Genomic DNA, 16,433 nt, shown 5'->3' with positions numbered 1-16,433 from the left:
AGCTGCCGATAATAACAATGACCCAGGCAAAGAAATAACTTTTGCCAAGACCGACCAGGACATCTTTTAACGTGAGTACCTCAAACACACGATTGAAGAAAACAACCGCACTCAAATCTAAATATGTGATGGCAATGAGGAGTCCACCGAAAATTCCAATAAGCGTGGAAGCGGTAACCAGAAGCGGAATGCAGATGGAAATAGCGTGAAATTTGGGAACCACGACGTAGCGGATCGGATTGATCGCCATCATTTTAAGTGCATCTACTTCTTCTGTCACAACCATTGTGGCAATCTCGGAAGCAATGGCAGAGCCGCTTCTGCCAGCCAGAATAATCGCTGTGAGCATCGGGCCCATTTCGGTAACCATAGAGATCGCCATCAAATCTGCCACAAAAATATTTGCGCCAAATTGGCGTAGCTGCGTAGCCGATTGTAAGGCCAGAATAAGACCTAAAATAAAGGAAAGCAATCCCAAAATTCCCAGCGCATTTACACCGATCAAAACACCTTGCTGAATTACCGAGCCTTTGCGCTGTCCCTTTTTATTGAAGATTCCCACAAAAGACCAGTAAAAAACATCGGCGATGAGATATAAAGCCTGTTTAGAAGTCTCCAGAAAACCAAAAATCAGATCACCGATGTTTTCAAAAAGGTTCATTTTTTTCTGGATGGCTGTTTCCGGAATATTGATAGAAGAAAATGTATCGATAGATTTTTTCAGATTTCCATCATAATTTATCAGTACAGGTTTTTCCTTGGGAAATCTCTCTATAATACTATCCAGAAAAGCAACTCCAGCACTATCGATATTTGTAACCTCGCTCAAATCGATTTTCAAGATCCTGACATTTTTAAGAGACGTTAATTTCCCGGTCAAATCAGGAACAGTAAATTTATCCAGACTGCCCTGTAGAAAAAGTGTATTCTGTTTTAATTCCATTTTTTAGCGTAGGAAATAGGTTACACGCAGGAATAAAGAGTGATTCAGGGCAATATAATCGCTGGCAGCTTCCGGTATTTTATGAATCAGTTTTAGTTTATAATCAAGCGAAATATACCTGAATAATTTCATGTTGAAGACGTTTTCCCATTCCATGGTATAATCTTGTTCTTCTCCAAACGGAAACAGGAAATCTGCATTGATATTGTACGTTAAATCCCAGGGCAAAGTAAAGTTTCCTACCAGAGAAACTTCCATACCAGTTTTGGATTCCGATTTTGTTTCCTTGAATTCACGATGAGTTATGCCGTTTATCTCGTAAGCATTGATTTCCTGATAGTAATTGTTGTTTATATCCTGTCTCATTCCAAAACCGGCCCGCAAACTAAGATTGGCTTTGGAGCGATTCAAAATCCTGTAATTGATACCAAAACCTTCTTTTAGCACCAGGGGAAATACGGATGATTTGATCTTCACTTTGCTGACTACTGAATCTTGAGATGTATTGCCATCGCTGTCGATAAGGTGCAAAACAAAATCGGAATCGTAATATTCAAATTTATCGAAGAAATGGGAGTTAGCATCAAATCTGGCATATAAACCGATATTTTTCAGGAAATAATAAATCCCGGTGTTCTTGATATCAAATTCATCGAAATTCAATCTAAAATCCTGATCTGATAATTTTTGTGTTCCAATCTCAATTAAATTTTTCATATTATAATGAAAAACATTATCATCATATATGAGATAATTCTGCAATTGAGCATTCAGAGAAATAGTGGTATTACTCTTATCTTCATCATCTTCGTTATCGCTGTTCACGTTGGCATTTCCATGAATTGCACTGGAAAATTTTAATCTTTCTCCCGAGTCTTCCAAAAAACTTTCTTCCAGAACTCCAGCTCCCACCATGGAAAGCGGATTATCATCTTCGTCCGTTTCTACAACGATTGTCAGCCTTTTGGCTTCGCCAGGTTCTACATAGGTTGTGGTAAAATCACGATAAGTGTTGAAGGGTTGATTATTGATTGTGATTTTATAAAGCCCTTTTTCCAAGACATAAACTTTAGATTGCTCACCGATTTCTTCCTCGGCAGGAAAACCACCGCCAAAACTTTCTCCGGTTTCCAGTTCGAAAATTTCGTAGCGAACTTTGGCATAATTTCTCTGCTCATCAATCACATCGATTATAAGGCAACCCCAATCTGGCTCGATGATAGTTTTATATCTGGGAATGATTTGCACACCTGTTTTAGTCATTGTTTGATCTACTTTTCCGCTTCCGTAATGTAAAGAATATATTCCTTCCAATAATGGTAATGGAACACCCATCTGCCCTTCAAATTGATTTCCATTCTGATCTCTAACTATGAAATTAGGTTCGTTTTCGGAGTTCGAAAGTGCAGGCATGAAAAGCAATCCATTTCCTTTTGGTGTTTCTTCTTCTTCTTCCAAAGGAAATTGTTGAATAGTTTTATCAGATTCGGTTTGATCTGATGGTAGCGCTAGACATTCTTCGTCCGTGCAGCTGCCAATTATCTGATTGATGAATTTATCCATTTCTTCAAGCAGAATCTCGTTGGCAGCTTGCACAAAACCTTCCACATCATTGGAAAGCAATCGTTTTTCCACATTTGCATTATGAGTAACTATACTACCTTCAGCGCCTATTTTTCTGAGAACAAAATCGATGTTTATGCGAGCCTGTTGCACCGTTTCCGATTGATAAAGTTCAATATTATTCAAGTTGGAAATTATTTCCATATCGGGATTAACTCCAAACGCTTCCCGATTTGTCTGGCTAAAAACATTGTAAGCCTGCAATCTCTGCTGAAGAAGATCGGGAATGATTTTAGATAGCTTAACGCCCCAGAGATCGTAATAGGAATAAGTTATTCTGGGACCGAAATGTCGAATTACCATCTGATTGCGGTTATAGGTTTTGGAAACTTTTGTATCCATGATATAAACAGAAAGATCCAAAGGTTTTTCCTGCTTCAATTGCGGTATTTCGGTGTGATTGTAATATTCCAGAATATAATAATTTTTGGTAATGATCTCACTTCTGAAACATCCCGTAAGAACTACAATCAGCAACAATGAAAATAATAACAATTTCTTCATATTTTCCCCTTTAATTTCCTAATATCCCACCTCTAAGTAAGATGGTAGGATCTTCCGAAAGCTGACGAGAAAAGTCATTTAAATAATCCATTGTTTCATTCAAGCTTTCGATTGTATCCAGAATATCCTGCCTGCTTTCCAAATGAGTAGCATCGAGATTTGCCACGGTTCTATTTATTTGTATGATAGTAGAATTCAGTTCTTCAGCCAATTGTACCACATCGATTTCGGCCAGATCGAGCATAATGCTGTCGGCATTTGCCAGGATTCTTTCCGTTTGCCCGGATTGTAGAACAGAATTTATTTTTGCAGTAGTTTCATTCAAAGAAACGGAAATCTGTGCCAATTCAGCCGTGATGTCGTCCAAATTGGCCATGACATTGGAAACCGGTTCCACATTGTCATCGATAATCGTATCGACATTCTGCAGGATATTTTGTAGTTTTATTTGATTTTCTTCGTCTGTAATCGAGATCAGGTTGTTAATTAAAAGCTCCATTTTTTCGGCAATTATTTCAGCTTTTCCGGTTATATTTTCAAAGGTGGAAGCTCCCGGCTGAATGTAGGAACCGGGTTTTAAAAGATCAGCTTCATTTGTACCACCGGAGATCTCTACCTGCAATAATCCCGTAATTCCAATTGGGGTGAGCGAAGCTTTTACATCAGCTTTGAGCGGTGTTTTCTCTTTCACGCTTAAAACCACGATTACATTTGAAACATTCTTTTCATCAATCTTTATATCTTCAATTCGACCGATGGAAATTCCATGATATTTAACGGGACCGCCAATTTGCAAACCACTTACTGTTTTGTCTTCATATTTGATGTAATACGTATCACGTTTTTCCATCAATTTATTGCCGGCAACCATCACCAGGAATATGATAAGAAGAACTGAAATAACGACAATGAAAATACCCAACCTGAATTTCTGAGCGCTGCTAACCATCGCAACTCCTTATGCAAAAAATCTTATATAATTGATTTTTTTAGTGAGATTATTTTTAGTAATGTTATTACACTAATTAAAAACTTTCTAAATAAAAAGAATCCTTCTCACTTCATCAAACTTCTTCACTTCATATTACTGGCGGAAATTAATTGAGAATTTTACGGTGTCAATAAAAAAGATGCTATTAGTATTTTTTTATCTGGAATGAAATATGGTTTTTTAGCATTGAAATTCTACTTTTCACTTTTGTTAACCCTCTGCTTTACACTAATTCAAAATAAGTACAGAACATCACTCTTATATAAAAGTCTGATCTCAAATGACTTTTTGCTTTGCAAAAACGCATATACAGGGGAGAATTTTTAGAAAATTACTTCTACAAATATTCCCAGTCTGAAAGTAGAAATCGTTGATTTTGCTTTTCTATCGTTTTGAACTTCGTAGCTGCTGGTCAATCCGCCACTGATGCTGGCATTAAATTTATATGAGGCTTCCGGGGCAATATTGTAAACAAGCTTATTTACACTGTCTTCCCATTTACCTTCCGAATCTTTCGTTTCCGTAACTGTATCTTCCACTGAAAATGTGACATTTGTACTGAATTCGTTTGTAAGTTTTGTGCGTTTGAAAAATAGAATTTTAAGACCTTTGGCAGCAGCAAAAGTCCAGGAAACTGAACCTGTAGCAGATTTGGTTGTAGATCTGTTCTCTGTTTCGTATTGATTGAAATAACGAATATTATTTGTTCTGGAATAATTCAAACTCACATTCGTAGAAAGATTACCTTTCCAGTTTCCGATCCAGGAGATTAGCGGCGTCATGCTGAAGCGAATTTGTTCTGTATCAGGTTTTTTAAATCCAATATCTCCTGTTTGGCTAAGAGAATAAAGATAACTGGATGATATTCTGGAGCTGGTAAGGAAATTCTCTGCTTTCAAAAGTCGTTCAAGTTCTGTAAGTGTAACACTCACATTTGGAAAAACAGTAGTTATCGTTATACTGCTGTTGTTGCTGTAAGTTCTCTTATATTCTTTTGAAAAACTCCAGGCAGTAGTTAAAAAATTAAGGATCGGGAAGTTGGTTGATGCAGTAAATTTATCATTATTGTTCTTCATGTTGATCTCTTTATCATCACCTTCTTCATCCAGAATATGCGGCAAACCGAGCTGATAGAGAAATTCCGGTCTCTCTGCTCTGTCTTCAAAGCCTGTTTTATATTGATTTGTATAAGTTAATTTTATGTTATCAAGTCGAGCGATATATCCCACAATCCTGGCAAATAGATTTGTTTTGGTAGAACTGGTCGTTTCAGTTTCTTCCTGATCATCTTTTTCTTTATCTTCTCCATCGCGACCCGTTTCTCCAGAACGGCTTTTTTCTTCATATTCATCGTCTTTGTTACCGTTATTCAGGCTTATCGGCTGTCTGCCATCCCTGCCATAATCGAGTTCATTTTGTGCCAGTTCTTCTTCAGTTTGTTTAATTTCCTGATTTTCTAATTCTTCACTTTCTTTTTGTTCCAGGTTGGAAAGCTCTTCAGTTTCTTCTTCATCGATTTGTTTTTGTGCCACTGAATCAGGAGCAAAAGCTGTATTCACCCACTGCGATAAACCTTGCAGCATATCACGATTCTTGAGTGTAAAAGAACTATTTATATTCCGCGTAACATTTCCTTTATAATATAGTGTATCAACCAGGCCAGATCGAACATGATCTTCATCATATCGAACATCACCACCAACGCTGAACATGAAAATTTTATCGAGATAAGCAGGTTTATAATCCAAGTTTATATTTTGTGTACGTTTTTTTTCCGATCCAATATTTATATCGTAAATTTCGTTTCTACGAAGTAGATTGCGAGTTGTTGTAAGATCGTAGGAAGAAGTAATATCGCTAAAAAGATCATATTTTACAGTGGAATTGGTAGTTATGGTTTTGGTTCTTACAGTGTTACTTTGCTTCGCCCAGTAGTTTTCCACTGAATCCACATAAGTTTCCCAATACCAGCGTTTTGGTTGTTTATCATCAAATGTAATATCATTTTGAATTTGATAAGGGAAGAAATAGAAATAATAATTTCCGAACAGCTTTAATCCCACATCTTCTTTCTGGAAATCAAGTTTATAAGTATGTTTCAAATTAATTGTTATTGTTGTATCGGCAGAAGTAGATGATTTTATCTTTTTCTCTTGCACATAACCGGAAAGAGAAGTGTTTTTTACTGTGTATGCCAAAATTTTGTTGCTGGGAGTTTTGCTCTGGCTAAAAGAAGTGCTGATCTTTTTGGTGAGTGAAGTATTTTTTTCTCTTTCTCTTTCATCTTTGGGAAGGTCACTTCTTAATATATCGGAATTGGCTTTAAATCTGGGAATTCCCAATGATTGGCTGCGGAAAAGAGTAACCGGTATGTTCAAGCCCCACTCAGCTGGAAAGAATTTCTGCAGGTAATATTTATTGGTTAGAGAAAGATCCAGCGAACGTAGATAAGTGGGATTTTTTGATCTATTGGCATTGGATTGGAAGTTCTCGGATTTCCAGGTAAGATTTACGTTAAGATCGGAAAAATCAGCAAATTTAGTATTTAAAGTTGTTCTAGCTGCAAAACCGATATCTTCATACGGATCAGCTACACGGATATCATCTATATAGAGCCTTCCCGTATAAAGTTCTGAAGCCTGTAATCCTACCGAAATTGCTTTCGTGTTGGTCAACGTCGGCTTTCCCACCAAGCTCAATACCATACCTTCAAATTCCATTCTGGCTTTATTTTCATCCAGATTTTTAAGCTGAGTAAGATCAGAAAAATCGAGTTCGATAGCTTCCCAGTTATCGCGTTCCATCACCGGCAGATAATCTACTGTTTGCAAAGGATATTTAATTTGATAATAATTCAATGTGTCGGGTCCGATCCGTACGATCAGGGTATCGATCGTTTCATCGCGCGTAAGCTCACTTAGATTCTCGGAATAAGCCCACATACGGATTTTGCTGTAAGTTATCAGATTTATCTTTTCCCTGAAAGTTTGCGTTGCCAGTCCGTAGTGCCCCTCACCCAGATTATTATAATCGATGGTAAGAGATTGTTCCAGTGTATCCTCGCCGTCTTTTTTTATAACAGTATAAGGAGCAGGCTGATAATGCTGATCTTTTTGATTATCGATGATACCAACCAGCATTGTTTCTTCCTCATCATCCACAATGTAATCGTTTTCATCGCGAATGAGATGTTCCTGCCATTTGTTTCCAACCAGATCGAGAGTAACCAATTTAACCCTGGTACTGTCTTCCACCTCAAACCAGACACGGGCATAACTGATCTTTTTAAGGTTAGGAACTTTGCCAACAGTGTTTGAGACAATATCATAATTTTCAGCATTAGCCAGTGGAATTCGATATAATCTCCAGCCGTTGTATTCACTTTCCATGAATTCGCCGCCGTCAAAACCTAAACCTTCATTGATAACAGCCGAATACTCGAAATAATATTCTGTTGTTCCCAGCAGTCCGTCATTGTTCAAGTCTTCACTATCCAGGAGATCATTACCTTCTGTTCCGTTAATATTAGGATATTCTTCTTCACCAAATAGAATTATTTTATTATTATCAAAATCATCATTGGGATCATCGCCTGGCTGGTTTCTGGCAATTCTATCCAAACCTACATCTTCACCATAATCCATAATTCCATCGGGAGTAACGATTCCATCTTCTTTATCGGGAGCGCTGCTTTCACCGGGTTTGTAAAAATCCTCACTTACCACCCCAAGGTCAATGTGCATTACTACAGGTTTTTGATAGGAAAGATTAGCATTAAGTGTGTCCACTTTTACCAGGAATTCAATGTATTTCTTTTCAGAAAAATCCATTTCATTTCCCACATATTTCATCAATCCAGCCCAATATTTGTTATTCACTCCCGGCATTCCTAAACCTGATGGTTTTATCTTGCAGGCAAGCACAGGAACTTCATCTCGTTCTTCTTCTTCCGATAGAGTTTGGGGATCATAAATTTCTTCTGCATGAATATTCTGAGGATTGTAATAATTGAGATGTGCCTTCCCCATGGAAATTGTATTTCCGGTAAGTTTATCGGTGGGAACACTGGCAAAAACCCAACTTGGTCTTTGCACGCCCAGAGGATAGGAATCCAGAATTGCTTCCATATCATCGATGTAAGCTTCTTTTCTGTCGTGCTGTTCTTTGCTTCCGTAAATTCTGGGAATGCTCATCGCTACTTCACCAGAAAGATTGAAAGATGACTCTTCATCTGTTTTGATGAGAGGAATAAAGTCTATTGCCCGGGTAATGAATGGAAGTTCAAAATCTAATTCTCCATCGATATCGGATAAGATGATACTGCGGTTTTCATTATAAATTTTGGGCTTATCTTCTTTCACAGTTTCCGATTGGTAAATGAAAGTTCCACCCAACTTAAAATTCTCATTGAATCTCATATCTGCTCGTAAACCCAGGATCGTTTTATTATCCACATCAAAAAGCGGTCTGTATTGATAACTGATATCTAATTCGGCATCGGGAGCTTTTGCCTGATCATTCAACATGGTTATATTACCGAAATCATAATCGACAATAAAATCGACATTTTCAGTTAATCTACTTCCATTTAACTTGATCTCAACACTTCCCGGCAAAAGATTCATCACTCCCAGATTGATGTTTTCCTTTCCGATCTCACCTTTTACAGAGATGTAATTTATAAACTCATCATAGCCTACTTGAGCTTGATCTTCGTAATAAATTATACTGTCGCCCAAAGCCAGGAAAGGTTTAAGGAATGGAAACACAACCATTCCTGATTCCAGATTTACAGTTGCATCTTCTCCATTCACAACGCCATCTGTGTTTGTGTCTAATGAGAGATATTCATTTAAATTCATATTTGCTAAATCCAGGCTGTCCACAGCATTGTAATTGGCTGTTCCATCGGTATTTTCGGTATAAACTTTCAGGTCAAAACCTTCGTTCTGAACATTCTGCAATCCAAGACTGTAGATATTCCTGACCAAGAAATCCCACTCTTCATCTGTAGGATCCTGGTTCATGCGATGCAAAATTTTAACTTCTACCGGAGTATTTGAATCATTTCCAATAACTACTCCATCATTCCTGGTATATGTAACACCGATCGTGTATCCTTTCTGGATCGAATATATGAAATCGATATTTTCGGGATAAATTCTGATAATTCCAGAATCTTCATCGATTGTGAATTCCGTACCTTCGCTCAAAATATTAAAGTTATAAGTTATTTCATCATTACCGATCTCTTTTCCCTGGATAGTTGTTTGATTGTTGTTGGCATTGTGGTCATCTATGTAAAGGTGAATTTCATCCGTTTCGCTGGGAAGCAGCCCAAAACCTGCTGCAGTGATAAGCCATTTTCCAGTAGCAGGATCGAGTTGAATTTTATTATTATTATAGCCTTCGAGATCGCTGTCATTTGTCAGAGCATAAATATCGCCGGGATGATCGATGAAAAACATTTCTCTGTTTATATAATTTTTACTCTGAATCACCACCGAATCAGCTTGCGCATCACCACGCCACTTCTGGGTATTTTTTTTAGCTTCATCTTTTCCCATGATCGTAGTGATTTCCAGATTACCGGCTTTTAGATTGGATTTGATTCCGAACAGACCTTCGGAAGAAACGCTGTAGCTGATAAATTGTGAACCGCTGAGAGCCAGCGAAATATTCCCACCTTCGATTGATTGAACGATCTCGTCTTCGTCTCCATCATAGCTTACGTTAACTTCGGTTGGAGTAGGAATTGCATCATCCTGCGAAGTAGATTGATGATTCACATCCACATGGATTTTTTCTCCGATCGTGCCACGTAAATGAAGATTGAGATCCTGCTGCAGTATCACATCAAAATCTTCATTTCTATCGTTCTCGCCGCTTTTTTCATCCCGCTTGGTGCTGTTACCGCTAAAAGTGAGCCGCTGACTTCCATCCAAACTAAGACGTCCGGCTTTGTTTCCCATGAAACGGCGAACAGATCTGGGAAGAGCAATCTTGGGCAGCTCGATCACAATTTCGGGAATCAAACCGGCTTCGTTACTGCGTTCCGTATTCTCGAACATGCCTTCGATCTTTTCTCGCATAAGTTTATGAAAAACTGCCTTAAAATTATTTTGGAAGTAGCTTTCTATAGTTAAATATCTTGGTTTATCCAATATTATTCCGTTAGATTTTGGGGTTAATATTACACGATCATTTTCATAGTCGATTTCTGTTTCAGTTTTTATTGGATCATCTACCAATTTATGACGAGGATATTTAGTAATGCTGAATGCTTTATGCAATTTAAGATAATCGATCTTATTGTTGTGCAGTCGATAAAAACCAGGAAGTGTGTAATGCAGATTGAACACTTCAGCTGCCGAAGCAAAAGCAAATATCGATATAAAAACAACTGCTACAACTATTTTTTTATACATATTATCTCATTTTATTACAAATGGAGTTCAAACCATTCAGAAGCAGATTTTTGTCAATTATATCAATTGAATCCGATTTTCTGCAAACCATTTGTGCCAAGCCACCAGTTGCTATCGTGATTATCTCATCTAAATTTTTATGTTCATTTTTTATGTTTCTGATAAAGCCTTCCAATAGAAAAAGATGACCATTTATAATTCCGGAAAGAAGCGCATCTCTCGTAGTTTTGCCCAATAAATTTTTTGGAGTTTCCAAATCGATAGTTTTCAGTTTGGCAGCTTTTTCGAATAAACTTTCACTCGAAGTACGAATTCCCGGTAAAATAGCTGCACCAAAGAAACATCCTTCTTTACTTACAAGTTGAATGGTAGTGGCAGTTCCCAGATCACAAATTATGCAATTTTTATTGTATTTTTCTACAGCAGCATAGGCATTCACAACCAGGTCTGAACCAAGATGACTGCTGTCCGGCATATCGAATGTTATGCCTAAATCAGAACTAAAATCTATAATTGAAGTCTTTATAGAAGCAATTTTGAAAATAATTGAAACAATGATATCTGTGATTTGCGGTACAACAGAAGACATTGCACAGCAGCAGATTTCGGAAGGATATTTTTTGAATATATTACTAATAATATCATAATAATATTTATGGCAGTCCTGCTTTTTGGTTTCAACTCTAATTTGTTGAATTATAATGTCTTTATGATATACAGCAAAAACCACATTTGTGTTGCCTGCATCGATCACCAGATTATTTTTTTTCATTCTTTCCTTCCGAATATTCATTCAGATATTCCACTCCAATTTAAGCTTCATGATAAAAATAAAAAATGAAAAAAATGAAAAAATATAAAAATATGGTGGAAAAATTATCGCAAATAAAATTCTGTCAATAAAAGATTCGGACTAATATACAAGAAGAGCCCGTTATAGAACAGGCTCTTAAAAAAATAAGTTGCTTTTTTATAACGAAATTGCTTCTACCGGACAAGCATCAATGCAAGCACCGCAATCAACACATTTTTCAGCATCGCAAACTGCTTTATCATCTTCCATAGACAAAGCTTCTACCGGACATGTATCTACGCAAGCTCCGCAACCAATGCATGTTTCTTTATTAATATCTACTGCCATAATATCCTCCATTTATGATTTTGGCGCAAACTTATTAAGCAGCTTTTTTTTTACAAGATATTTTTTAATAAGTCTTTTATAAATTATTATTTTATGTTATCTAATTCGAAAAAACGATAAGCATTTTCAAAGCTGTATTCAGTTATTTTTTTGGGTGGTAAACCCCTGATTTCTGAAATCTTTTCAATTACATATCTTAAGTTCAAAGGAGAATTTCTTTTTCCTCGATTTGGCACAGGAGTCAGATAAGGAGAATCTGTTTCAATGAAAAAACGATCAAGAGGAACCAGGCGAACTACATCATCCTGTCTGCTGTTTTTGTAGGTTATAGTTCCTGTAAAAGAAATATTCCAACCTTTCTGCAAAATTCTATCTGCGAAAGCTGCATCACCCGAGAAACAATGAAAAACAACTTTTGGCGGATTGTATTTTGAAAGAATTTCCAAACATTCATCATGAGCATCTCGATCGTGAACGATGATAGGAAGATCCATCTTTATTGCCAGCTGTATCTGATCGGCAAAAACTTCTCTCTGGATATCTTTGGGAGATAAATTGCGATAATAATCCAAGCCGATTTCTCCGATCGCCACCACTTTGTTGTGCTTTGCTTTTTGCAACAGGAATTCTCTATCATAAGTTTTGGCATCGTGTGGATGAAATCCAGCCGAAGCAAATATCATATCGTATTTTTCTGCCAAATCTGTACTGTTCAAAATCGATTTTTTATCAACTCCAACATTGATTATAAACTCAATTCCTTCTTTCTTGCATTTTTTGATAATCTCATTTCTGTCTTTGTCGAAATGTTCGAAATCGAGATGTGCGTGTGATTCAAAAATTTTCATATCTACCTCTAAATTTGCGCATTTGGATGTAAGATCATCATTATCATATCTATCGTATAATCATCATCCAGCAAAAATCTGATCTCTGCAATATCGTTATTTCCGGTAGCAGAATTATTTGCAATCAAATATGCCATCATCTCCACTGAACCATTTATTTTTTTAACATCATCAATTTTAAAATAAACATTGCAGGCATTCCAATAGCGATTCAGCAAAAGTAAAAGATCGGCATATGATTCTTTTTCATAGATAGTGCGCTTGGAATTCTGAATAATCAAAGTACTGGGAATATCATCATGAATGAGAAGAAAATTCAAAAGTTTCGTTCCCAGGCTGCGATGTTCATAAATAAGTTGTGGAAGTCTGGAAGCTACAATTTCAGCTTCTGCCTGACTCAAGTTAGAAAGATTAATTTCTTCATTCTGGGAAAGCTTCAGAATTTTATCCTGCAAAATATAATCGGAAAGTGGAATGAACTCCAAACCATCAGCATCACGAATAACCTGCAGTTTCAGATCTGCATGAAAATCTTCTTTCAGATCTTTTCCTTCTATAAATATTGTATCTCCTTTGGCAAAAACTCCGTAACCCTTGAATTCTTTAGTAAGAAACAAAATTGGATCAGAAATTTTATTGTGTAAAAGCTCTCTGGAAATTTCGGAATAAAGATTATTTCTCAAGTATTCATTTATCGGCATGCCGGAATAAAATTCCTGTTTCGGCTTAATAGAAATTTCTGGAGTTTGCTGCTTTGTGAAAGTGGTATCAGCATCTATCAGGATTTTGTTCCTGCTATCTTTAGATGATTCTTTTTCTTTATGATCAAAAGTAAGTTGATCCGGTAATTCCTCATCATCTAATTCAAGATTTGTTTTACTTTTATTTGTTTCATCCTTTTTAGAATCCTGAATCGCAGCAATTTGTGGTGTTGATAATTGTTCAAATATTTTTTTATCTTTGCTTTTTTGATGTGAAAAATCATAATCAGCAAAGAGCATATCATCACGCATCATAAGCTCTGTTTTCTGTTCCAGATAAAAGGATTTTTTTTCTTCCATTTGCTCGATCTGTTTCCGAGCTTTTTGCAGATCAAAGTCAATTGGAAAAATCAATGACAGATAATGAATTTTAGTGATTTTTGCGTTCACTACAATTTTTTCTTCATCCACCAGGATTTCCAAAGGAGAAAGATCGATACGCTCATTTTGATAATCATTCCAAAGCTGGTTTTCGGCTACTTCACCAGTTTTTTGTTTGTAAATAAGTTTAAATTGCCCTAAACTTAGAAAATCGTAATAAAACCTTTTATCAGCTGCATTCAGCCTGTAGATAAACGATTGAAAATATTGAACGATCGGTAATAATCTGTTAGATTGAGATGATGAAAAAAGATAAGAAAGAGATTCCTGCTGATCGAAGATTTTGCCATCTTCCAAATAATAATTAACCGTAATTTCATCATTTTCACCAAAATGTTTTGTTATTTTTTCTTTGGAAAAAGTTGCAGGCTTCTGGGTAAAGAAATCACCCTTTTGCAGCCAGCTTCGGTAAAGATCGTATTGATATTTATTGGAAAAATCTTTTTGGGCGGGAGCAAACCCGAACAAAGAATTTATAAAGCCTGTTAAAAACAGTATTAAACCTATCCTGTATAAAATAATTCTAAATTTATTTGACATAACCAAACCATATAACATTTATGAACGAGAAAAATTTGGTGATTAAAAAGGTCAACAAAATCCGGTGTTTAGTTTTCATTAGATTAAACAACGGAGATCGGGGAGTTAATTATGATGATAGCAGAAAAAGATAAAAACAGAATTAAAGAATTCTTTGAACTCAGTGATAACGATCATTCACTGCGAAAATATCATAAACCTGTTTTGGTTTATGAAGTGGCAGGAGACAAGGTTCGTTATTCTTTGTGGGAAGAAGAAATCCTGCAGCGTTATGGACTGAAAAACGTCGATGGCTGGGATAAAACAGAAAATATTGCATTTTGCCCCGATTGGATGCGCGGCGAAGACGATGAGGACCTGGAAGATATCGATTTGGACGATGATGAAGATCTTGATCTGAAAAGCGTTTTCCGCAATGGAAAAATTGACGACGAGGACGATTAATAATTTAAGATATATTCACTTTTTTAAGAGCTGCATTAATTTGCAGCTCTTTTTATTATCCTGGCAATATGTAACTCGTTCACTATTGAACGAGTATATGTAGCGAGTAATATTTTCAAACACGATCAGGAGTGATCGTGATACAATCTATATCATTGAATAAAGTACTTTTACACCTACATCTATGGCTTTTTTATCAGGTAGAAAATCTGGAGAATGTAAATCCATTTTAGTTCCGGAATGTACTCCTAACCAAAATAAAATTCCCTTATATTTATCTGTCAGATAACCAAAATCTTCACCGGTAAATACAGCATGACCTTGGATATAATTCACACCCAGATTTTTTGCTGTTTCTTCTAATTTCCGATGCAGTTGTTTATTGTTTACAACGCGTTTATAATAACTTTTATAAATTATCTCATGTTTCAAATCGTATTTTTTTGCACTTTCTGCAGCTGTCGTTTTTAGAAGTTGATGAACTTTTTGCCAATCTTCTTCTTCAAAGGCTCGCATCGTGCCATCCAGATTACATTCGGCAGCAATTGCATTCATCACGGTTCCTGCCTGCATAAAACCAAATTCACAAATTGCTTTGGAATGGTTGGGAAATTGTTGCTGGATCTTTTCCTGCAAATTCAAATAAAAATCAGCTCCAGCAGCTAATGCATTCCTGCCATTTTGTGGGAAAGCTACATGAGCACTTCTGCCGATAAATTTGACTGAGATTTCCTGTGTATTGGCAAAGAAAACCCCAGGTTTACTCTCGATTGTTCCGACAGGAAGATGACCATTTACATGTAATGCAAAAGCCTCGGAGATCTCGAAATTATCCAGCATGCCAGTATTTAGAATTCTTTCAGCTCCGCCATAACCTTCTTCGGCTGGTTGAAAAAGGAACAAAACATTCTGGTCAGGTTGATTTTTGATAACTTTTTCTATTAAGCCTATCAAGATCGTCATGTGAATATCATGCCCGCAGGCGTGCATTTTTCCGTGATGAATCGAAACAAAATCGCACTGGTTAGCTTCCTGAATTGGCAAGGCATCCATGTCGGCACGAAAAATTTTATATTTCCCCTTATTTTTTTTATATTCAACCAATAATCCAGGAAAGTCAAATTCATGAATTTCTAATTCAGAAAATCCAGATAACACTGATTTGATATATTTTGTAGTTTTATATTCCTGAAACCCAAGTTCCGGAATTTGGTGAAGATCTTTTCTAATTTTATATAAATCCATAAATAACCTCTTGAAGAAAAAACTGAAGAACATTGCATTTTGTCAAATTTATATTTGGATATAACTGATTTTTAATTAGCTTTTGAATCAAAGAAGAATAAAGGAGGATAAGGAAAATGAAACGACCAAACTTGATCGTGAAATGGAATGAGAAGAAAGATTATCTTCACATTGATAATTAATTTTATAGTTTCCATAAATAATAATTAATCAGCTTAGCTGAGAAATATAGATTGGGCTGCGGAATTTTCCGCAGCCTTTTTTATCGTGAACCTTTTTTTACAGCCCATTCTGCTTGACATAGAAACTGACTAAAAATAATTCAGGATTCATATTGTGTGCCCCCGTAGCTCAGCTGGATAGAGCGGTTCCCTCCTAAGGAAAAGGTCATGTGTTCGAATCGCATCGGGGGCGCCAATGTATTAATGCCTGAATATGCATTAATTAAAAAGTGACACCTAAATCTGCCACTTGTGACAGCATGATTGCCACTTTAACATTATGTAAACCACTTATCAATCTTCTAACTGTTTATTATTTAAAGACATAAAACCTTTTACTGTCCCGAACTTCAAGTGATTGCA

Annotated in this window: 10 protein-coding genes and 1 tRNA gene; 2 read left to right on the top strand and 9 right to left on the bottom strand. The window is 36.3% G+C overall.

The window, feature by feature from the left end:
* From K9N40_10175 to K9N40_10140, 8 genes are all read right to left on the bottom strand, one after another.
* Positions 1-943: ABC transporter permease (locus tag K9N40_10175; protein MCF7814832.1), on the bottom strand; the 943-nt coding region annotated here is incomplete at its 3' end.
* Positions 944-946: 3 nt separating this feature from the next.
* Entirely contained in the window at positions 947-3,070 is a 2,124-nt protein-coding gene (locus K9N40_10170; GenBank protein MCF7814831.1) for a PqiC family protein, read from the bottom strand.
* Between the two features lie 10 nt (positions 3,071-3,080).
* Positions 3,081-4,019: an MlaD family protein gene (locus K9N40_10165; protein ID MCF7814830.1), complete on the bottom strand. Its 939-nt coding sequence runs from the start codon at positions 4,017-4,019 to the stop codon at positions 3,081-3,083.
* A gap of 365 nt (positions 4,020-4,384) precedes the next feature.
* Positions 4,385-10,489 carry a cell surface protein SprA gene (sprA, locus tag K9N40_10160; GenBank protein ID MCF7814829.1) on the bottom strand — a complete coding sequence of 2,035 codons (6,105 nt, stop codon included), beginning with the start codon at positions 10,487-10,489 and terminating at the stop codon, positions 4,385-4,387.
* 1 nt (position 10,490) lies between these two features.
* Entirely contained in the window at positions 10,491-11,261 is a 771-nt protein-coding gene (locus K9N40_10155) for a type III pantothenate kinase (protein MCF7814828.1), read from the bottom strand.
* 198 nt (positions 11,262-11,459) lie between these two features.
* Positions 11,460-11,630, bottom strand: a complete 171-nt coding sequence (locus tag K9N40_10150; protein ID MCF7814827.1) for a 4Fe-4S binding protein — start codon at positions 11,628-11,630, stop codon at positions 11,460-11,462.
* 86 nt (positions 11,631-11,716) lie between these two features.
* A complete protein-coding gene (locus K9N40_10145; GenBank protein ID MCF7814826.1) occupies positions 11,717-12,472 on the bottom strand; it encodes a TatD family hydrolase in 756 nt (251 codons plus the stop codon).
* A 14-nt stretch (positions 12,473-12,486) separates the two neighbouring features.
* On the bottom strand, positions 12,487-14,160 hold the full coding sequence (locus K9N40_10140) for a hypothetical protein (protein ID MCF7814825.1): 1,674 nt from the start codon (positions 14,158-14,160) through the stop codon (positions 12,487-12,489).
* A 111-nt stretch (positions 14,161-14,271) separates the two neighbouring features.
* Between K9N40_10140 and K9N40_10135 the strand changes: the two genes are divergently transcribed.
* On the top strand, positions 14,272-14,604 hold the full coding sequence (locus K9N40_10135) for a hypothetical protein (GenBank protein ID MCF7814824.1): 333 nt from the start codon (positions 14,272-14,274) through the stop codon (positions 14,602-14,604).
* 147 nt (positions 14,605-14,751) lie between these two features.
* On the opposite strand, the gene K9N40_10130 is transcribed toward K9N40_10135, so the two are convergent.
* Entirely contained in the window at positions 14,752-15,849 is a 1,098-nt protein-coding gene (locus K9N40_10130) for an amidohydrolase (protein ID MCF7814823.1), read from the bottom strand.
* Between the two features lie 340 nt (positions 15,850-16,189).
* Here K9N40_10130 and K9N40_10125 point away from each other — a divergent pair.
* Positions 16,190-16,266: transfer RNA gene (locus K9N40_10125), tRNA-Arg, on the top strand.
* Positions 16,267-16,433: the final 167 nt, after the last annotated feature.

The organism is Candidatus Cloacimonadota bacterium (genome assembly GCA_021734245.1).
Taxonomy (GTDB): domain Bacteria; phylum Cloacimonadota; class Cloacimonadia; order Cloacimonadales; family TCS61; genus B137-G9.
This window is presented reverse-complemented; position numbering and strand designations above follow the sequence as displayed.

Coding starts and splice junctions, on each gene's coding strand:
- K9N40_10170 (MCF7814831.1), bottom strand. CDS start 3,070: ATGAAGAAATTGTTATTATTTTCATTGTTGCTGATTGTAGTTCTTACG.
- K9N40_10165 (MCF7814830.1), bottom strand. CDS start 4,019: ATGGTTAGCAGCGCTCAGAAATTCAGGTTGGGTATTTTCATTGTCGTT.
- sprA (MCF7814829.1), bottom strand. CDS start 10,489: ATGTATAAAAAAATAGTTGTAGCAGTTGTTTTTATATCGATATTTGCT.
- K9N40_10155 (MCF7814828.1), bottom strand. CDS start 11,261: ATGAAAAAAAATAATCTGGTGATCGATGCAGGCAACACAAATGTGGTT.
- K9N40_10150 (MCF7814827.1), bottom strand. CDS start 11,630: ATGGCAGTAGATATTAATAAAGAAACATGCATTGGTTGCGGAGCTTGC.
- K9N40_10140 (MCF7814825.1), bottom strand. CDS start 14,160: ATGTCAAATAAATTTAGAATTATTTTATACAGGATAGGTTTAATACTG.
- K9N40_10135 (MCF7814824.1), top strand. CDS start 14,272: ATGATGATAGCAGAAAAAGATAAAAACAGAATTAAAGAATTCTTTGAA.
- K9N40_10130 (MCF7814823.1), bottom strand. CDS start 15,849: ATGGATTTATATAAAATTAGAAAAGATCTTCACCAAATTCCGGAACTT.